The organism is Bernardetia aquimarina (genome assembly GCF_042180575.1).
Classification (GTDB): domain Bacteria; phylum Bacteroidota; class Bacteroidia; order Cytophagales; family Bernardetiaceae; genus Bernardetia.
This window is the reverse complement of the sequence record NZ_CP170094.1, coordinates 151,289-171,346: the sequence shown is the minus strand read 5'-3', so window position 1 is coordinate 171,346 and position 20,058 is coordinate 151,289. Positions and strand designations below refer to the sequence as shown.

14 protein-coding genes are annotated in these 20,058 nt (G+C 31.7%); 4 read left to right on the top strand and 10 right to left on the bottom strand.

Translation table 11 applies throughout. From position 1 onward, the window contains the following. Window positions 1–84 precede the first annotated feature (84 nt). Complete coding sequence (locus ACE193_RS00715) at window positions 85–2,433, top strand: TonB-dependent receptor domain-containing protein (protein WP_375561108.1); 2,349 nt, start codon at window positions 85–87, stop codon at window positions 2,431–2,433. 33 nt (window positions 2,434–2,466) lie between these two features. On the opposite strand, the gene ACE193_RS00710 is transcribed toward ACE193_RS00715, so the two are convergent. The 6 genes from ACE193_RS00710 to ACE193_RS00685 form a co-directional block, all read right to left on the bottom strand. After that, window positions 2,467–3,441 carry a 4Fe-4S dicluster domain-containing protein gene (locus ACE193_RS00710; protein ID WP_375561107.1) on the bottom strand — a complete coding sequence of 325 codons (975 nt, stop codon included), beginning with the start codon at window positions 3,439–3,441 and terminating at the stop codon, window positions 2,467–2,469. Between the two features lie 16 nt (window positions 3,442–3,457). After that, the gene (locus ACE193_RS00705) at window positions 3,458–7,675 is read right to left on the bottom strand and encodes a TIR domain-containing protein (protein WP_375561106.1); all 4,218 of its coding nucleotides are present in this window, start codon (window positions 7,673–7,675) and stop codon (window positions 3,458–3,460) included. A gap of 80 nt (window positions 7,676–7,755) precedes the next feature. Then, window positions 7,756–8,463 (bottom strand): cell division ATP-binding protein FtsE, encoded by a 708-nt coding sequence (locus tag ACE193_RS00700; protein ID WP_375561105.1) that lies wholly within the window; start codon window positions 8,461–8,463, stop codon window positions 7,756–7,758. 89 nt (window positions 8,464–8,552) lie between these two features. Then, window positions 8,553–9,188, bottom strand: a complete 636-nt coding sequence (locus tag ACE193_RS00695; protein ID WP_375561104.1) for a hypothetical protein — start codon at window positions 9,186–9,188, stop codon at window positions 8,553–8,555. Window positions 9,189–9,262: 74 nt separating this feature from the next. Then, the gene (gene asnB / locus ACE193_RS00690; RefSeq protein ID WP_375561103.1) at window positions 9,263–11,155 is read right to left on the bottom strand and encodes an asparagine synthase (glutamine-hydrolyzing); all 1,893 of its coding nucleotides are present in this window, start codon (window positions 11,153–11,155) and stop codon (window positions 9,263–9,265) included. A 25-nt stretch (window positions 11,156–11,180) separates the two neighbouring features. Continuing rightward, window positions 11,181–11,708 (bottom strand): hypothetical protein, encoded by a 528-nt coding sequence (locus ACE193_RS00685; RefSeq protein WP_375561102.1) that lies wholly within the window; start codon window positions 11,706–11,708, stop codon window positions 11,181–11,183. A gap of 238 nt (window positions 11,709–11,946) precedes the next feature. On the opposite strand from ACE193_RS00685, the gene ACE193_RS00680 reads away from it, so the two are divergent. Together ACE193_RS00680 and ACE193_RS00675 are read left to right on the top strand one after the other, a co-directional pair. Next, window positions 11,947–12,075 (top strand): hypothetical protein, encoded by a 129-nt coding sequence (locus ACE193_RS00680; protein ID WP_375561101.1) that lies wholly within the window; start codon window positions 11,947–11,949, stop codon window positions 12,073–12,075. A 31-nt stretch (window positions 12,076–12,106) separates the two neighbouring features. Next, a complete protein-coding gene (locus ACE193_RS00675) occupies window positions 12,107–13,489 on the top strand; it encodes a hypothetical protein (protein WP_375561100.1) in 1,383 nt (460 codons plus the stop codon). 239 nt (window positions 13,490–13,728) lie between these two features. On the opposite strand, the gene ACE193_RS00670 is transcribed toward ACE193_RS00675, so the two are convergent. After that, window positions 13,729–15,837, bottom strand: coding sequence for a DUF3352 domain-containing protein (locus ACE193_RS00670; RefSeq protein WP_375561099.1), 2,109 nt, complete (start codon window positions 15,835–15,837; stop codon window positions 13,729–13,731). Between the two features lie 263 nt (window positions 15,838–16,100). Between ACE193_RS00670 and ACE193_RS00665 the strand changes: the two genes are divergently transcribed. Next, window positions 16,101–16,556: a GatB/YqeY domain-containing protein gene (locus tag ACE193_RS00665; protein WP_375561098.1), complete on the top strand. Its 456-nt coding sequence runs from the start codon at window positions 16,101–16,103 to the stop codon at window positions 16,554–16,556. Between the two features lie 104 nt (window positions 16,557–16,660). On the opposite strand, the gene ACE193_RS00660 is transcribed toward ACE193_RS00665, so the two are convergent. The 3 genes from ACE193_RS00660 to rnpA form a co-directional block, all read right to left on the bottom strand. Continuing rightward, window positions 16,661–17,155, bottom strand: coding sequence for a TRAP transporter small permease subunit (locus ACE193_RS00660; protein ID WP_375561097.1), 495 nt, complete (start codon window positions 17,153–17,155; stop codon window positions 16,661–16,663). A 2-nt stretch (window positions 17,156–17,157) separates the two neighbouring features. Next, window positions 17,158–19,440, bottom strand: coding sequence for an amino acid permease (locus ACE193_RS00655; RefSeq protein ID WP_375561096.1), 2,283 nt, complete (start codon window positions 19,438–19,440; stop codon window positions 17,158–17,160). Window positions 19,441–19,543: 103 nt separating this feature from the next. Further along, window positions 19,544–19,936, bottom strand: a complete 393-nt coding sequence (rnpA, locus tag ACE193_RS00650; RefSeq protein WP_375561095.1) for a ribonuclease P protein component — start codon at window positions 19,934–19,936, stop codon at window positions 19,544–19,546. Between the last annotated feature and the right edge of the window lie 122 nt (window positions 19,937–20,058).

Sequence of the window (20,058 nt, the reverse complement as noted above, 5' to 3'; positions counted from 1 at the left end):
TTGCATTATCAAATATTTGCAGCCAGTCTAATAAAACTATTTTGTATGGGCTAGGTAATCTGTGTTACAATAAATCCGACTTTTATGAATTCAAAAACTTTAATTTGCAGCTTTTTCTTATTTTTTTGTAGCTTTTCTACCTTACTTTTTGCTCAAAAAGATTCTCCAATTACTTCTATAAAAGGAAAAATAACCTTGGAAGGTTCAATTATTGGTTTTGCAACCATTCAGATAAAAGAAAAAATAAATGATAAAATAGTCGGAACAACAACCGATAAAAATGGAAACTATGAATTAAAATCTATTCCTTTTGGAAATTATACATTACTAGCTTCTTATTTAGGATTTGAAACACAAAGTAAAATAATTGTTTTGAATGAAGAAAGTCCAGTTTTGGAAGTTAATTTTGATTTGAAAGAATCTGTTTCAGAACTAAATCAGATTGTAGTTACGGCAACACGAACAGAGAAAAAACAAACAGATGCTGCCGTTATGGTCGACATTATCGACAGCAAAACTTTGATAAATACGCAATCTTGTAATTTGTCGGAAGGTCTGAAATTTCAAGCAGGTTTGAGAGTAGAAACAGATTGTCAAACGTGTAATTATACACAGCTTCGAATGAACGGACTTGCTGGTGGCTATTCACAGATTTTGATAAATGGTCGCCCTATTTTTAGTCCGTTGATGGGATTGTATGGAATGGAACAACTGCCAGTAAATATGATTGAGCGCATCGAAATTGTGCGTGGTGGTGGTTCGGTTTTGTATGGCTCTAGTGCGATTGGTGGCGTTGTGAATGTTATTACAAAGATTCCGAAAGAAAATAATTACAATTTAGCTTATACTTTTCAATCTATAAATGGACAAAGTAATGATAATATAATTACAGGAAATGCAACTGTTCTGACAGAGAAAAAAAATGCAGGAGTTTCTTTTTTTATCAATAATAGAAAACGAGATTTTTACGATCACAATGGAGATAATTTTTCAGAATTGCCAAAACTAGAAAATAATTCTTTTGGTGCAAATCTGTTTTTTCGTCCTACTGATAATCAAAAATTAGAAGTCAGTTTTAGTAGTATCAATGAATATCGTTTTGGAGGAGAAATGACAGACAAAGCAGCACATCAAGCCTTACAAGCAGAAGAACGAACGCATAATGTTTTGGTAGGAAATATTGATTATCAAATCAATTTTAATGGTGGAAATTCTTCTTTTATTGCTTATTTGGCTACTCAAAATACAGATAGAAAACATTATACAGGTATTTTTCCAGATGCAGAAGAAACAGAAGCCTATCAAAATCATTTAGAAAATCCACCTTATGGAACATCAAAAAACACGACGTATCAAGCAGGTTTTCAGTTCAATCATAGTCTTTCAAGTTTTTTAGGAGGAAGTAATATTTTGACTTTTGGTTCTGAATATGTAACTGATGATGTTTTGGATGTAATTGATTCTTATAATTATAAAATTGACCAAACTACACAGAATCTAGGCACTTTTCTTCAAAGTGATTGGCAGATTACCAACAAATTAAATTTACTTTCAGGAATCAGAATGGACAAACATAATTTTTTAGAGAATCCTATTTTTAGTCCTCGTTTGTCTTTTTTGTATAAAATAAAATCTCAAATGCAGCTTCGTGCTACTTGGAGTACAGGTTTTCGTGCGCCACAGGCATTTGATGCTGATATGCACATTGCTTTTGCAGGAGGTGGAATTTCAAGAATTAGTCTAGCTGATAATCTAAAACAAGAGCGTTCGAATAGTTTTAGCACGTCGATAAATTATGATAAATCAACTGAAAATTTCATTGCAGGTTTTACGGTAGAAGGTTTTTATACAAAACTTGATAATGCCTTTTATTTGTCGCCAAATGGAGAAGATAATTTTGGACAAAAATTTGAAAAACGAAATGGAGATGGCGCAACTGTTCAAGGAATTACGCTAGAAACACGAGCCAATTATAATAAAAAAGCACAGTTAGAAGTCGGTTTTACACTTCAAAAAAGTCTTTTTGATGAGCCGGTAGAGAATATTGAAGGCTTAGAACTCAAAAGAGAGTTTTTAAGAACGCCAAATGATTACGGTTTTGCAACATTTTCATTTACACCAAACAAACGTTTTTCTCTGAATATGAATATAGTTTATACAGGAAAAATGCAGCTTATTCATTTTGCAGGCGCACCCGAACAAACCATTGATGAATATAAAACTTCTGATACATTTACCGAATTTAGCTTCAGAACGAGTTATGACTTTGATTTGAAGAAAACACAATCAAAATTACAGCTTTTTGGAGGAATAAAAAATCTATTCAATGCCTATCAAAATGATTTTGATAGTGGAAAAAATAGAGATAGTAATTATGTTTATGGAAGTGCTGCACCTCGTACTTTTTTTGTGGGGGTTAGGGTTGGGAATTAGTATGTTTTTACCAAAGAAAAACGTTTTTTTATATTATTCTGTTTCTGTATCTAAATTATCATTTTTAGTCTCTGTTTTTGGTTTGGGGAGTTTTATTTTGATTACCTTTTTAATTTCTTGTTTTTCAATTTTTTGAGCAGGTTTGTTTTCAGTTGATTCTGTCTTTGAAGAGGGCAGTTTTATCTTAATAGGTTTTAACTTGGGTTTAATTACTGTTTTTTTCTCCTCTTTTGATTCTTCTGTTATTTTTTCTGTCTTTACTTGTGGAACAATTTTTTTGATTTTGATAGTAGGTTTTTTGATTGTTTTCTTCTCTTCTGATTGTGTTGTTTCGGTTTTCTTTATTTTAGGAAGTGGCTTAGAAATAGTTTTCTGAATAGTTTTTTTAGCTGCTTTTTCACTTTCTTTTTGAGCTTGAAAATCATCCCATTCTTTTTGTTTTTGAGTAGCTTCTTCTTTGCTAAGGTTTCCAAACTCATAATTCATTTTGGAAATATCGGTTTCACTAAAATCAAATTCTTTTGTCATTGTTAGGCATTCAGTTGGACAAACTACTGTACACAAACCACAAAAACAACATTTTGCCATATCAATATCAAATTTGGCAGCATAAAAACGAATCGGCGAACCATCAGAAGCTCTTCCCACCTGTTCTGTTCCACGAATTGCATCAATTTCTATACAATTTACTGGACAAACCTCAACACATTTATTACAAACAATACAATCCTCAATTTCATTATGCAATTTGTAACGTCCATTGTCAGGAATAGGCATCATCTCGTGTGGATAACGATTTGTAACTACTCCTAAATTAGAAATATTATTTTTATCAAAAGATTGATTTTGAGCAGCAGAAGCACTTCCACTATTATTTTTTTCTGTTTTGGCTAGACTTTGTATAGATTTTTGAAAATGTTCCCACGTCAAACCCATTCCCTTTGCTGTGGTTTGGGTAGCTTCTTTTAGGTCTTTCCAATAGGTATTTTTATCTTTTTCTTTACTCATTTTTTATTTTTCAAAATTATCTTATTATTTGTTCTGATACAACTGTTTGTTGCTTTTCGATGTTTCGGCTTTTGAAGAATTTGTATAATTGCCAAATAAGAGGTGCAAGCCAAACAACCAAAATTGTTATAACAAATATAAGAGAGTTTTCTGAATCAACTGAAGGAACAACTACAAAAATAAGTAATAGTATTGTCCACCAAAAAAAGAAATTAGTAATTAGATTTAATTTGTCTTTTTGCTTAAATGCAACAAAAATAGTAAAAATATATAAAATAAATATATAAATTGCTAATAAAAAGCCTGAAATAATAAGTAAATCATTTGAGCCTCCTCCAGTACCTCCATTGAGTTCTATAATTGCACCCATACTAAAAGGTATTGCTATAATAATGGCTGGTATATACATTCTCAAAATAGCCAAACTATATTTAGCTTTTTGGTAGGTGTAGAGTACATATTGATGAATAAATGTTCTTAAAAGATAGATAAATGGGAACACCAATAAAATAAAATAAAACGATAAACCACTATTGAAGGACAACTTTGTAATTGCAGAAACAATAAAAAATGATAGTGTAGAAACTAAAATACCTATCCAATCGGCAAAGTAATTGAAATTGCGCTGGGAAAATTCTTTAGCTGCTTTTTCAGAAGCAAACCATGTAATGCCTACCACTAACCATATAAAAATATTTACTCCTCCAAAAGCATGAGAAAGTGTAGCTGTAAAATCTGTAGCACGATAGGTATAATGGAACAATGATAATGAAGATATAGCCAAAACAATAGCTACTATTGTATAGAGTATTCCATTAAAATAAAGTTTTCTTTTTAAATCTTGTAATCCAAAAAACAATCCTGCAATACACAAAGAAATCCCAGAAGAAAATGCCACAGGAATAACATAACTATCATCCATAATTAAAATAAACCACCCTACTCCAATAAAAAAACCAACAAACAGATATATGATAATTTTGAAGTATTTTTGTGCTAAAAAGAGCATATTCAGATAATTTAATACCAAAATGCTTAACAAAAAGACAGTCAGAAATAGAATTCCTTTAGCTATCATATCAGCTACCTCTGCTGGTACTTTTCTGTAATCATCTAATTTGGCTACTTGATATTTTATTTTTTCTTCAGCAGAAAGAGGAGCAATTTTGTCAAGAATAGATTTTATTTTTGCTGGAAAAGTAATAATGTAAGATGTGTTGTTTTTGTAAACAACAAAATTATTAGTGTCAAGAAGGGAGAAATTCGCAGTTATAGGAAAATCGTAATTTGCAATTACAGAATCTTTTTTTGTCTTCTTTACTAGCTTCCATTCGTCTTTATCAGTATCATTTATCAGAAAATATTCTCCTAAATTAACCTCAATATTTTTTTTGAAGGGAGTAGTCATTGTAGCTATATAGGTTTGATTAGTATTCCATAGCTCTACTAATTCTTTATTCAAGTCTTTTTCTACGCTCCAATCCAAATTTTCCTCAGTACGTAGTATGTTTCCTAAAGTATCGAAAAGCGTAAATCTTTTAGGAGTAGTGTGTATATCATAATCATTTTCAAATAAAACGATAAGCAGACTATCTCGTGTTTCCAAAAAACCTATCTTACTATACCCTATTTCTTCTGTTGTAGTAATTTTTCTAAGCCTGTTTCCTTCTTCATCAAATAGAATTAGTTCTCCATTGTCGGAGTGGGCAATTATATTTTTACCGTCTTTTGATATAGCTAGAAAATTAGGCTCTTTAATTGTTCTTTGAGTATATCCTTCTGATATATACTGTTCTTGAGCATTATCCAAATAAGTAGCTTGAATTCTATTTTTATAGGAATTAGGTTTGTCTTTTTCAAGATTTTTAATCATACCTGCATATTGGTCAAAAAGAGCAATATTATTTCTATCAACAGTAAGAGAGCGATATTTATTCTTTGAAGTAATAGAATAGAAAGCCGAATCATCAGCTTTAAGGTCTATAAAAATAGGAGTAGAAACCAAATTAGCATCTTCTATAATGTAATATAGATTCATTATAGCTAATGAAGATGTCTTTTTATCAGAATTATAAGCCTCGTAAGCTAGTTGCAAGGCTTTGTCAGGGTAGGTTTCTTGAATGTCTTTTGACTCAAAAATCAGATTTTTGATAGCTAATTCTTGTTGATGTTTGTAAGATTTATACCATTGAGAACCTGCAAGCATTGCCACAGCCAATATAATTGCTACTGCTGCAATGGCAATTTGTTTGTTTCTTTCAATAGACCGTTTTACTTTTCCTTCTTCATTTAGACTTTCTTTTATGAATTCTTCTTGCAAGTCTGTAACTAAAGGAACTTTTTGATTTTGTTTTGCTTCGTCTATCCATTCTTTTGCTAACAACACTTCATTTCCACGCAGCAAAAAGTCATTATTTTTATCAAAATCTACCCACTCCATGGCTTCATTTTGCCACTTTGTATGTGCTTGTACGTGTTCTCTGTCTGTATCAAGGGTACGCAAAACTTCGGCAAACTGATTATCAAATTTCGTAGTATTCGTTCTAAAATCTATCCATTGAACAGCCGAAAGTGCGCCATGTAATTCCTCTGTATTTATTTCTCTATACAAAAGTGTAATAAAACGTTTTCCTAATTTCTGAGCATATTCTACCTCATCGGCACAATAAGGCGATAAAATAGATTCAGGCGAAAGAATAAAGACTATATTATCAGCATTCTGAATTCCTTCATAAATTTCTGTTTGAAAATCTGCTCCTGATGCAATACTTTCTTGGTCAAACCATGTGGTTTTTCCTGCAATTTGTAAACTCTCATTTAGCTTTCTGGCAATATCTCCGTCTGTTCTGGAATAAGAAACAAAAACATCTGTTCGTTCAGAACTGCTTTTGGCTTGACTTTCTTTTATAAAATTTTCGTGAATAGATAAAGGTAATTGTGTTTCTCTTTTTTGACCGATTTTGAGCCATATTTTAGCTTGTTCAAGATTATGTCCACGCAAAAGCATAGAAGAATTTTTATCTTGACGCTCCCATTTTAAAGCCTGTGTAAGTAAGATTTTATGACGCTCTATATATTCTTTATCGTTATCAAGGATTGCTAAAAGCTCATCAATATCTTTTTCAAAATCTGTTTTTTCGTTTTTAGAAAGTGTTATGCCTTCTCTGTTGTCTGTTAAATCTATGTATTGAATATCTTTTAAGATTACAGGAAATTCGCTTTCATTTATTTTTTCTAAGCGCAGAGGAATAATTTTTTTATTCAAAGAAATGGCATATTCCAATTCTTCCATACAATACTCTGACTGTAAAGATTCTTTTGTAATCAGAAAAATCAGATTATCAGCTCCTTCTACTCCTTTTTTGATGGCTTTATGAAAATCTACACCCGAGTTTAGGTCGTTTACGTGTGTCCAAGAGGTATATCCATACAAAGCAAGCATATAAATAACTTGTTCTCTTGTCATGCTGTTGCTTTCTTTTTCTTTTTCAGCAGAAGCAATAAAAACATCTGTTTGAAGATTATTTGCATTCTTTTTTGCTTCAGAAATAAAACGAACATGTAAGTCAGAAGGCAAGCAAGGAGGTTGGCTACTATCAAAACGATTAAATAACCATTCTTCTGCTTGTTTTCTTTCATTAGCTACCAACAAGTGCATCGAATTATGATGATTTTTTTCCCATTCGATAGCTTTTAGAAGTATTGCTGTATGTTTTTTTATGTATTCTTTTTCTTGCTCTAATAAAGAGAGAACTCCCTTAAAACCTATATCAAAATCATCAATCGTTTCATAATCATTTTGGTCTTTATCTTCCTCCCATTTCTGCCTCATGTACACCCAGTTTATTTTTCCGATAGTGGGGTGCATTCTATCCCAAACTTCCTTTGTTGTGGGTTCTATATGAAGAATGGGAATAATTCTTTTTCCTCTTTTTATGGCTAACTCAATTTCTTTTCGGCAATAAGGTGATTTTACAGCGTGAGGAGCAATCACAAAAATAAAATTATGTGCCGTTTCAATTCCTTCATCAATCTGATGTTGAAAATCGACACCTAAAGGAATATCATTTTGGTCAAACCAAACTCTATAGCCTTTTTCAGTAAGTTGATGACATAATTTAGTAGCAAAAGCCTTTGATTCGGCTCTTCCATAAGAAATAAAAACATCTCTAACACGAGTGTCTAAATTATCTTCTAATTTGTATAATATATTTGGTGGAGTAATATCGCTCATAAGTAAGGGTTATTTTTTTTCAAAATACTTACTTTTGAGGAATGAAACAAGAAAAATAAGGTGGGTTTGTCGAAAAAACTTTAATCAGTCATTTTCTGAATAACCAAACTTCTATGAATATCCTTTACTTGTCCTTCTTCACAATAAAAAACTCGTGCAGGGTGTTTTTTTAAAAAATTATGGTGATGTGTTGCCATCAAAACGGCTGTTCCTGTTTTGTTTATTTCTACAAAAACATTCAAAATATCATTGGCAATAGTTGGGTCAAGATTTCCTGTGGGTTCGTCTGCCAAAACAATCAAAGGGTCATTTAATAAGGCTCTAGCAATGGCAACACGCTGCTGCTCTCCACCAGAAAGTTGATGAGGCATTTTGTACATAAGTTCGTCGATGCCTACTTGTTTCAAAATTTGATTTATTCGGTGCTGAATAGCTACTTTGTCTGTCCAACCTGTTGCCTGCATTACAAAAGAGAGATTTTCAAAAACACTACGGTCTGTAAATAATTGAAAATCTTGAAAGACAATTCCTATTTTACGTCTAAGAAACGGAATTTCGGAAGGTTTTAAATGATTGACACGATAACCAGCCACTACAATTTCACCTTTTTCGACGGGCAAATCAGCATACAAAGCTTTTAAGATAGTAGATTTTCCACTTCCTGTTTTTCCAATAAGATATACAAATTCGCCACTAGCTACTTCTAAGTTTACATGTTCGAAAATAGTTCGGTTTTCTTGTGCCAAAAGAACATCCTGCATACTGGCTACTGAAAAAGGTTTTGTCATTTTTTTTTGAATCTTGTATCTCCCACGATTAAAATTGTGGGTTTTATTTATTTCTGCAATTTTCCCATAACTAAAGTTATGGGTTTACCTTAAATCTTCACAGAAGTTATCATTTTGGTAGCATGTTCTTGCCAATAGGTATAATCTGTTCCAGTAACACTAAAATTGACAATCAAAACTTTTCCATTATAGACACTATATAAAACTTGATGATAGCGAGACTTGCCACCTTGATTAATAATTGCATTTGGATCTTCTGGAATTGCTCCAATAAACTCAAAAATAACGCCTTCTCTGTCTCCAATACTTACAATTTCGCCATCATTTAAGAATTTTATTTTTTCATAAAACGAATTTGCAATCGCTCCTTTATAAAATCCTTTCAAAAGCTCCATATTCATTTCACTTTCTAAGCCTACTTCTCCCCATTCGAAGATACTTGAATTGACACCAATTTCGGCTTTTCGATCTGGGCTTCTAAAGATAGCTAAAGGACGTTTTGGAGTAAAATATTTTGTAGCAATTTCTTCATCAGACATTTCTACAAAATTATCAGGAATCAGAAGTGTTACTCCTTCACCAATACGTTTTCTTTTGTATTTATCAGGCATCTGACCTGCAAAATTGAAGGCTGAAAATATGAAAAGTAATAAAAAAATAAATGAAGTTATTTTAAATATATTCTTTGTGCTTGTCTTAATTTTTATAGTTTCTTTAGTTTTCATAGTTGATTGAAATGATGATTTGATAGGAAATAATTTATATTCTTTAATCAAATTATTGTGCCAAAACATTCTCATTAATTAATTTTACGTTTTATAACTGATTTTTCCCAAAAATAAGGCATCAACATTTCCCACGCCTTTTCTCCTTCTAAATAAGCTATATTAGGAGTATTAGTAACTTTCAAAACCTGTTTTTTGACATCTGTTTGATTAATTAAATCTGAATTTTGAAAGGCTGTTGATTCCAAATTATCTAAAATAAATTCCTTCCAATCTCCTTGCAACCATTGTACGATTGGGGTATTAAATCCTGTTTTGGGTTTTCTCCAAACGACATTTTGAGGCATATTATCCTTCATAGCATCTCTCAAAATAGATTTTGTATAGCCATTTTTGATTTTGGACTCTGCTGGTAGAGAAAAACAATAAGAAGCTAAACGATAATCCATAAACGGCATTCTGACTTCTACACTTGCAGCCATAGAATAACGGTCGTAGTTTCTCAGTAAAGTAGGTAAAATTGTTTGATGAAAATCTTCGTAAAGTTGAGCTGTAAAAAAACCAAGTTGCTTTTGTAACTCTGGATTTGTTGAAGCAAGTCCATTTCCTAAATTATCATCAAAGCTACTACCTGTAAGAGAATTTATGTAATGCAAAATCATTGGCTTTCTTCCACCATACGTATCAATAAGAGTACTTAATCGTTTTTTGAAAGAAGTATTTTTTTGCTCACTTAATCCTTCATAGAGCTTCAAAACGTGTTTTATCTTTGAGACAGAAAAAGGAGTATCTTTTGCGTTGAGTAAAATTCGGTTGCCATAACTAGAAAGTAATTCATCTGCTCCGTGTCCATCTATGCTTACTGTAACACCATTTTTTTTGATAGTTTTATAAATTTCTACCATCGGAATAGGACTTGTAAGATAAATATCTTCAAAAAGCCATAAGTAGTCTTCCAGATTATCAATTCCGTTTGTTGGACTTATCTCTTCAAAAACACCATTTATACCCAAATAATCTGTAACTTCTTTGGCGTAAACTGATTCATCAAAGGGAGTATCTTTAAAACAAGCTACAAAGGCATTTTGCCAGTCATTGGCTACTCTTGCATCTTTTTCTTGTTTTTGAATAGCAGCCATTCCACAGATAACAGCACTAGAATCCATTCCTCCACTAAGTGCAGTTCCGATACGTACATCCGAACGCATACGTAATTTGCAAGCATCTAAAAAAAGCTCTCTAAATTTTTCTACTTGTTCTTGATATGTTTTGGGAACTTCAACTAAGTTATCTAATGTTTCCCAAAAACGTATAGGTTTTAGTTCTTTTTTTTCTGTGTTTTCCTTCTTGAAAAAAGCATAGTGTCCTGCTGGAAATCTTTTTATTCCCTCAATAAGAGTTTTATCAGTAGCTTCATATTTAAAAATATTTTTCTGACACCATTCAAAATCTGATGAAGGTTTTACCTCTTTTAAAAATGGAAAAATGGCTTTCATTTCAGAAGCAAAGACAAATCCTTTTTCATTGAAAGAATAATAAAGAGGTTTGATTCCAAATCTATCTCTCGCCAAAAAAAGTGTTTGTTCATTTTTATCCCAAATCGCAAATGCCCACATTCCATTAAATTTGTCTAGGCATTTTTCTTTCCATTCATTGAAAGCTGCCAAAATCACTTCGGTATCACTCTCTGAGACAAACGAATATCCTTTTTGGAGCAATTCTTTTTTAATTTCTAAGAAATTAAAAATTTCACCATTAAATGTAATAGTGTAGCGTTCCAGAAAAGTCATGGGCTGTTTGCCAGCTTCTGATAAATCCAAAATAGAAAGACGACGATGTCCTAATGAAATTTTCTCATCTTCATTCCATATTCCAAAACCGTCAGGACCCCGATGAGCAATTAGAGAAAGAGCTTTTTCGAATAAAATAGGGTTTTGTTTAGGCATTGCACCCAAAATTCCACACATAGAAATAGATTTTATTTTTGAGGTTTTAATTTTGAGGTTCTACTCGCATTTTTTCAACAGCTGTAGCATTCATTCCAAACCAAGCAAAAAACAAGAACAACCAGCCTACCAACAGAGTCAAAACAATAGTTGATAAAATAGAAGGATTAAAAGGAAATTGGGGAGTAGCTCCATTTTCAATCTGAATAGAAACTAGATATATCATTATGAAAAGATTGATAAAAATTCCTATTCCTTTTGTCCAAAGTTTGAAGTTTTTTAATAACATACGACGTGTAGTCTGATTTTTTGACCAAAAATTACGCTTTGGGATGGGCAAAAACTTTTTTGGTAATGTAGGAATAACTGTTCCCAAAATCAAAAGAATTCCATTAAATACAACAATGGCAGCTAAAAAAAGATAGAAAAAACCATTTTTGCTAAGATTAAAAACGCCTCCTGCATCATCAATTTTGATACTAACAGGAGGTTGAAGAATTACATTTTCATATAAAAGAACACCCATCACAGCAAGCATGGAAAGCATCCAAATGAATTTTATAAACTTTATCATATAGCTAAAGCAATTACGAATTAAAAATTACGAATTAAAAGTTAGTAGAACCAACATAATTAATTTGTAATAAAAGTATTTATTGTACTAAAAATCTATTTCATTAAATGAGAAAAAGTAGAGATTGACTATTTTTTCTAATCATAAAGCAAAACAAATTAGTAAATTGAACGACAAAGGTACTAAGAAAGAATAATACTTATTGCCATCAACTACAAAATTACTTAATTTTAAATTTATGCAAAAAGGGTGTATCTCAAAATATCGTTTTAACGAAATGATGTTGTTGATGTCGCTACGCAAAAACACCAAAAAAGAACTGATTTTTCATCAAAAGACAATTATTTTGTATCTTATGTATTCGTAAAATGAAAAATCACCAAATATAAATTTATAGAATGAATAATCAAGAGCAACGCCAAAAAGAATTTGTATCCAAACTGTTAGCTGTTCAACAAAAAAGACAAAACAAACCTCTTTCAAAAGAAGAACAACAAGAAATTGCTGCTCAAATCGGTCTTTCAGATGCAGATTGGCAAGCTGTGCAAGAAACTTATAAAGCACATTTGTTGCGTGGACATGGTTTTTTATCACATCAAAATTATGATGATGCTATTACAGAGCTTGAACAAGCAAATGTTTTGGATTATAATTCTATTGAAACAACAGCTACTTTGGCACAAGCACATTTTGAGCGTTTTAGAGAATATTCTGATGAAAAAGACAAACAAGCAGCTATTTCATATAGCAAAATTTGTTTGAATCAAAACCCTAGTCATAATCAGTCGCTCAAAATTATTTCAGATTTGAAACGGAAAGAAAAAAAACAAGGTGTGAAAATTCGTCAAAATAAAAAAGCTAATAAATGGGTTTATGTAGGTATTCCTGTTTTTATTTTTTTTATAGGTGTGGCTTTTTATTTTTTTTATCCAAGCTCTTCTGCCGATATGGAGCAAACAATGAAGCAACAAATAACTCTTTCTGAAGAAATAAGTGAAACAACAAGTTCAAGCAGCGAAAATGAACAAAAAAATGATATAGATTTTAATGCAGATGAATATGAAATTCCTGTCGAAATTACAGATTCAAAGTTAAAAAACTTGGAATGGCAAACCGAAAGCGCACTCGTTACAAAATATAATGACAGTTATAAAGTAGAATTAATAGGAGATTTTTTGGTGAAAAATGCTGAAATAAATCAATTAAAAATAAAATTAGAAATCTTTGATGATAAAGGAGAATTGGTTAGAACAGATTACAAAGAAGTCGTAGCAGAATCGGACTTGACATTACGAAAAAATGATTTGATTCCCTTTCAGATTATGAAATATGAAGAAACAAAAGCTCCCAAAATTGCAAAAATAGTATTATCTACTTCTGTAATTGTACAAGAAGAGTTTAGCACACCTTTAGAATATGAACCTTCACCCAAAATACCTGTAACATGGGCGCAAAAACGACCTCAAAATACTGATATTCAGCTTAGAGAAAGGCAAAGTAGCTTTTCAGATGGCATACTTGGAGATGGATTTCATCGTGTTACTTTAGAAATAGAAAATACAGGAAATACATCTATTTCTCTTCTCAAATTTCAATTTAGTTGGTTTGATTCTTCCAAAAAAATACTAGGAACAGAAGTTAGGTATGGCGTTTCGGGTTCTACTTCGAAGCTCAAACGCAATCAAATACGTATTTTGAGTACAACTATGGCAGTTCCAAAAGTTAAAGAAGAAGAGTTGTCAAAACTGACTTATAAAGTGGAAGTTGTAGAAGTGAAATAATATTTATTCCATGTAGCTTACTCTTTACGAAATACTGTTAAGCTAAGAATTTGTGATTTTTATTTACTTCGTAGGAGTTTCATATTGGTAGATATTTTATGATGCACAAACAAAATATTACCAATATGTAGTTCCTAACGGAACAGAATTTCTTAGCTTTATAACATTGTACTTTAGTGTAAGAGTTGTTTTGAGTTAATATAAATCCAATCTCATTCTAATGAGCAACAGGAATACAATCAAAACAGTGAAAACTTAGATTCTTCTCCGTCTTTGTAGCGTTTTCGTTCTTTTATTTTTCCATCTTTATCATAAAAACGCCATTTTCCATCTCGTCTGTCATTTTTATAATAGCCTTCAATAATAAGTTTTCCAGCCTTAAATTCACGATAAACACCATCTTTTATAGTTCCTTTTACTTCATATTCGTAACGAGTATCTTCTTGATTTCGGACAATCAAACGGCGTTCTGTATTATTTTCATCCAACTCAATTAATTCAGATTCTGGAATGGTTTGAAGTTGTTCGAAAAGGTCTATTTTTTCTTCTGTTCCGAATACTTTCTCCAGAATATTTTTACTATTGAGTTGTTCTAAGAGTTTTTTACGATTTTCTTGGGCTAGTTTATAATCTTCTCTTACTTTTTGAGGGTTTTCATAAACGGTAACCAAACGAGTATCATAAAAATTGGTTTCATCTCTACGCAACTGAAAACCCCAATGAGGTTGAGAAATTACATAGTTTTCATTTTGTTGTATTGTTTTCCAAGTTTCTGGACTCAATGAACGTTTTAAGGCTTGACGAGCAACAGGCATATTTACGTAAGCAAAAAAGTTTGAATTATCAGCTTCAAATTCTTTAAAGAATTTTTGAAAAGAAGGAGATTTTGCCAAAGTCAGTCCCATTTCATAATCATCAATGAGATTTTTGAGTGTTTTTGGGCTGTTACTAAAAATGACATAATCTTCAATAAACGTAAAATAAGGTTTATCAATTTTATCAAAATACTTTCCCATTACGAGTTTGAAAAAACCTTTTACAGCAAGCATACTAATTTTGTGTCCTTTATGCTCCGAAACTACCACTTTTACAGGTGTTCTTTTTCGGATTTTTTCTCCAATAAATTCTAATTGAGCCGTTGCTTCTGAAATTGATGTGGTCTTCAAAACAAGTGCATATTCATCATTTTTATCGACTGCTGCCGTTGTTTCAGTCTGAATAATTGCCATTTCTGAACCAATCCAAGAGAAAAAATTATCACGAACATTAATATCTAAAATTCTTTCGACAGTTCGAATTTGATTTTGATATTCTTGATAGGCTTCTTCATCTCGCTGCAAAACTTCCGTAAATTTGTCGTAATACGTTAAAAAGTCATCAAAATTAACACTAAAATAAAATGCCGAACGCTGAGGAACAATTCGTGCAGCCGTAATATCACTACTTCCCGAAAGCAAAAGTGCACGTACATGAGAAGGAATCGAATCATTAATAACTGTTGTACCGACCATTCTAATAATATTTGATGCATTTTCATCGTCGTCATCGCCTATTTGTTCCAAATCTAAATTTAATCCAGAAAAAAACAGAGCTTCCGAAATATCATTTAGATATTCATTTGATTCGTCCATGTAAAGACCAAAAAACTCATCTGCCAATTCATAATTGATAAACAAACGACCTAAATTTCGGGTAGAAGTTTTGGAAACTACTTTTGTAAAACGACGATTATTTTCAAAATTATCTGGGTTATCTTGTTCATCTAAAGCAGCCTCAACTAAGGCAGGAGTTTGAGAACATAACAGCAAGTGCTTGCGAATAGAAATTGCCCATTGAGAATTATCAGTAGTGTTTTTGATTAAATAAATACGATTCTTTTTATATTCATAATTAGAAGAATCTTCTACACTGCTCATAAATTTGCCAATATGATTTTCCAAAAATGAAGGAACTTCTCGCTTCAAATCTACAATAAAAAGAAAATCATAATCGCCTTGTTTGTGGATATGAGAAGAAACTAGCACTTGTCTTTTTCCAAAAAAATCAAAAATACCTTGATTTTGATGAATAATGGTATCTAATGAAATGGCATCTTTTGTAAGTTCTCCAAAGTAAGGCTGTGTTTGTAAGTGTTTCCAAAACTTTGAACTGCTAATTTCCTCCCAACTATCAATAGGTTCATCAGTTTCCAAAATATACATGGCACTAGATGGAACATAACTAAAAGGGTCAAGGGGGACAATAGGAATGCCTTTATACATCCAAAAACCTAAAAAGCCTACTCCAATAATAGCGAAAAAGGCAAGTACATACAAAAGTCTGCGAAAAAATACTTTTAAAGCGTTCATAGTTTGTGAAAGGTAGCGATTGATTGATAATTTCTAGTTGTATAAAAATACGAAAATCAAATTTGTTTTGCAGATTTTTATGAAATAAAGGTTTTTTTGCTTCTAATTTTTTATCAAATAAAAAATAAACTACGATTAGGGATTGATTTTGATTAAATTCGTGTTTATTAGTTTGAATCTGATTTTTGAACAGATGAAGAAGTCTGTTATAGATAAATCAGAATTCAATTTATTTTTTAATTTACTCACAAAAAACAGTCAAAATGACGCTTAAAGAAAAAGTAGAAACTGAAATGAAAGCTGCTATGCGTGCCAAAGAAACAACACGTTTGACAGCTCTTCGTGCTATAAAATCAGCTATTTTATTAGCTCAAACTGAAAAAGGAGGTACTTCAGAAGCTCTTTCAGAACAACAAGAATTAGATATTTTATTAAAACAAGCCAAACAAAGACGTGAATCTTTGGCTCTTTATGAGCAAGAAGGAAGAACAGAACTTGCTGAAACCGAAAAAGCCGAATTAGAAGTCATCGAAAAATTCTTACCTCAAATGCTTTCAGAAGCTGAAGTAAAAGTAAGAGTAGAAAAAATATTGGCTGGTATGGGCGAAGTTACTCCTCAACAAATGGGAAAAGTAATGGGTGCAGCCATCAAAGAATTAGGTACAGAAGCCGAAAAACAAACGATTGCTAAAGTAGTCAAAGAATTGATAAATAAATAAGTCAATTACGGATTACAGATTACGGAATGAATACAATTCAGGACAATTTTACAAACGTAATTTATTTAGTATAATTATTTAACCCACAAGCTTACTTGTGGGTTTTATTTTTTGATTATGATAAAAATACTCTTCAAAACCAAGCTAATTGCCTGTAAAAATAAAAGACCAAAGCCAATAACAATAAAACTCTTTACAATAAAACGAGCAGGTAATCCCCCTGGGTCTGGCGAACCTTCCGAAAGTCTGAAAGCAAATTCTGTATAAGGAATTCCACCTTTTACGACGACAATACAAAAAGGAATCAAGAAAAAAAGTGTTCCTAAAAGATTGACTAAAGCTTTATTTTTCTCTGAAAAATGAGCATAAAAAACATCTACACGAACATGTTTATCATCTTTTAGAGTATAAGCTGCGCCAACAAGGAAAAAAAAGGAAAAAATATGCCATTCCAACTCTGATAAAAAAGCACTACTAAAACCAATGGTGTAACGCAAAATTACATCTACACAGACCAAAAGCACCAAAATAGAGGCAAACCATTGAGTAAGCTGTCCTATTTTATCGATAAGAGTGTCTATTGCTTTTACTAATATCATGTTTATTCAATAATTTTTTGGTTATGGCTATTGACAAATAAAATATCTGAAATATCATCATATCCTCTAAAAATAGCTTCTCCTTCTTCTTTGACTTGTTTGTCATTGAGTCCAATCATTGTAAGGTCAGCCGATTTTGATTTTTCATTGATGATTTGTTTCATGCTTTTTCCTCGTTGTGCAATCAGTTCTACATTGGTAGCAGAAATAGGCAAACGACCCGATTTGATGAGTTCTATAAGTCTATCTCTTTCTATTTCAATATCTGCATCTGGATAAACAGCCATCAATTTTATGTCAGCATCTTTCCAATCTCTATGTCCGACAATTACATACGCCAAAAGAATCATTAAGTTTGCATTTTGAAAACTATGACGAGTAATCCAAATATTTATACTTTTTTTAAATCCAAAATTTCGTTCGGAAGTAGCCAACACACAGACATCAAAAGAAGTTGCTTTTATAAGTGGATAATTATCAATGATTCCTTTGAGATTCTCTTCATTGTTTTTACTAAATTCTAATAAAAACATATTATTTTCTAGTCCAGAAACCCCTGGAAGTTGTAAAACTTGGGCAATCGAAGAAGTAAGTGACGGACTTACAAGCGTATCTATATAGACATTACTTTTTGTTTTGGAAGCCATCTGAATAATTTCTTTTTTTGTTTCTTTAGCTATAACATTTGTATCCTTTGATAAAAATCCTTGAATATAATGAATATACGTTCCGAATCCATAACGATGCGAAAGCCAACGAAGCATATTAAAAGCACTCTGACGACGGAAAAAATCTTGTGAAAGACAAACAATAGCAGGATTCCATTGTGTTGTTTTTTCATCTTCTCTTTTTTGTAAAAATACTCGTAGTTCTCTATTAATTTGAAAAATTGCTCCTTGAAATAAATAAACGATACCTGTACTTTTTTTACGATAATAACTCATAACTAAGTGTAATACCACCATAGAAATAAGAGAAATCATAGCTATTAGTGCATTCATACTGAACATCATAAAAATACATGCCAACGCACCTAATAATGAAATATACCATTTTGAACGAAACGTAGGACGATAAGAAGTATCTCCAGAAAGATGTTCTAAAAATGAAATTGAGCAAATCGTTCCGTACGTTACCATAAAAAACATAGAGATAATTTCAGCAACTGCATTGACATCACCAGCGACCACAAAAATAAGTGCAATAATAGAAGTTACTAAGGTAGCATTGAATGGTTCTGCTTTTTTTCCTTTTCCCTTTGCAAGCCAATTATTCATTTTTTGAGAAGGGAAGGCATCGTCATTAGCTAAGGCTTGAAGTGTTCTAGGAGCAACTAAAATAGAACCCAAAGCAGAAGAAGCAGTCGCAGCAGCTAAACCTACCAAAATTATAGGTCCCCAAAGAGCAATTTGTTGCATGATAAGCTGATCATTATTCAAATCTTGTGGAGATGCAGAGACGTATAACTTATAAACAATAAAAAAATAAACTATCATTCCTGCAAAAGTAGCCGAAAGAGTTCCGAGTGGAATTGATTTACGTGGACTTTTCAAATCGCCTGAAAGACCAACACCTGCTGTCATTCCTGTAAATGCTGGAAAACAAATAGCAAAAACTTTAAAAAATGAATCTCCATCGCTTAGTGAATGACTCCAGCCTACTAAATCAGAATCAAAATCGTATGGAGTTTTCCCAGCAAAAAACACAATCAGAGAAATAAAAAGTAGTGCTACTACAAAATAAAGTGCTTTTACACCCAAATCAGCTCCTTTTGTAGAAACCATCAAAATAAGAAGTAAAAGAGCAGGAATACTAACCAAACGGTCTTGTACAAAAAACAAAAGTCCATTATCAATAATATAAGGAAGTGTTCTGAGGTATTCCAAGACAGGCTGAAAGGCTTGAGCAAAAGCAATAATATAAAAAGCAACGCTAATGGCTTGCGATAAATAAAGTGCAATTCCGATAGTTGCACCGATATTCAGACCAAAAGAACGAGATACAATATAATATTCTCCTCCTCCTTCTACTTTTTGATTGGTAGCAATTTCGGCAATCGCCATGGCTGTTGGAATGGTTACTATATGCCCTAAAATAATAATTCCGATAGAACCCAAAAGTCCGACATTACCTACGGCATAACCAAAACGTAAAAACATAACTGCTCCCAAAATAGTAGAAATAGCAGTAAAAAATACAGGAGCAGTTCCGAATCCTTGTCCTTTTACGAGTTGTTGGGAGTCTTGTCCAGAAGAGGGAAGAGAAAGAGGGTTTTTCTTAGACATTTAATTAATGGATTATTGAGCAGTTGGTTTGGTAGGATAATAAGGTATTATATAAAAATATACTTCAAATATACTTGTCTTATTTGGAAAGTAGCGAATTAAACTATTTTTTTCCTTCCTTTTCTAGCATCTGTAATAGTTTTTTGATTCGTTTGTGTAAAAATTTTGAATCAATATGTTCTTTAGCCACACAAATAAAAGCAAATGTATCAATATGTGATAAATCAAATTCAGATTTTTGCAGACGATAACCTTCTCTAATCTGTCTTTTGATACGGTTTCTATCGACAGCTTTTTTGAAGTTTCGTTTTGATACTGAAATCAATAAACGAGGAGGAGAGATAATCCTTTGTTCGTTTTTGTCTGTTATGTCTTCTGTTTTATTGGGAATAAAAACGACTTTTAAAGGAAATACAAACAACGATTTACCTTTTTTAAAAAGTATTTCGATGTCTTTGACAGAAGAAAGTCTTTCTTTTTTTGAGAATGTTTGCAATACAGGAAATGGAAATTAGGAAATGAAAATAAATTTAGAAGTAAATGAAAATTAGGTGAAATAATCAAAACAATTAAATTAAAAAGTATTTTTTTAACTGATAACTGATAACTGATAACTGA

Bases quoted from the DNA above. Each gene is read 5' to 3' on its own strand.
- ACE193_RS00715 (WP_375561108.1), top strand. From the start codon at position 85: ATGAATTCAAAAACTTTAATTTGCAGCTTTTTCTTATTTTTTTGTAGC.
- ACE193_RS00710 (WP_375561107.1), bottom strand. From the start codon at position 3,441: ATGAGTAAAGAAAAAGATAAAAATACCTATTGGAAAGACCTAAAAGAA.
- ACE193_RS00705 (WP_375561106.1), bottom strand. From the start codon at position 7,675: ATGAGCGATATTACTCCACCAAATATATTATACAAATTAGAAGATAAT.
- ACE193_RS00700 (WP_375561105.1), bottom strand. From the start codon at position 8,463: ATGACAAAACCTTTTTCAGTAGCCAGTATGCAGGATGTTCTTTTGGCA.
- ACE193_RS00695 (WP_375561104.1), bottom strand. From the start codon at position 9,188: ATGAAAACTAAAGAAACTATAAAAATTAAGACAAGCACAAAGAATATA.
- asnB (WP_375561103.1), bottom strand. From the start codon at position 11,155: ATGTGTGGAATTTTGGGTGCAATGCCTAAACAAAACCCTATTTTATTC.
- ACE193_RS00685 (WP_375561102.1), bottom strand. From the start codon at position 11,708: ATGATAAAGTTTATAAAATTCATTTGGATGCTTTCCATGCTTGCTGTG.
- ACE193_RS00680 (WP_375561101.1), top strand. From the start codon at position 11,947: ATGCAAAAAGGGTGTATCTCAAAATATCGTTTTAACGAAATGATGTTG.
- ACE193_RS00675 (WP_375561100.1), top strand. From the start codon at position 12,107: ATGAATAATCAAGAGCAACGCCAAAAAGAATTTGTATCCAAACTGTTA.
- ACE193_RS00670 (WP_375561099.1), bottom strand. From the start codon at position 15,837: ATGAACGCTTTAAAAGTATTTTTTCGCAGACTTTTGTATGTACTTGCC.
- ACE193_RS00665 (WP_375561098.1), top strand. From the start codon at position 16,101: ATGACGCTTAAAGAAAAAGTAGAAACTGAAATGAAAGCTGCTATGCGT.
- ACE193_RS00660 (WP_375561097.1), bottom strand. From the start codon at position 17,155: ATGATATTAGTAAAAGCAATAGACACTCTTATCGATAAAATAGGACAG.
- ACE193_RS00655 (WP_375561096.1), bottom strand. From the start codon at position 19,440: ATGTCTAAGAAAAACCCTCTTTCTCTTCCCTCTTCTGGACAAGACTCC.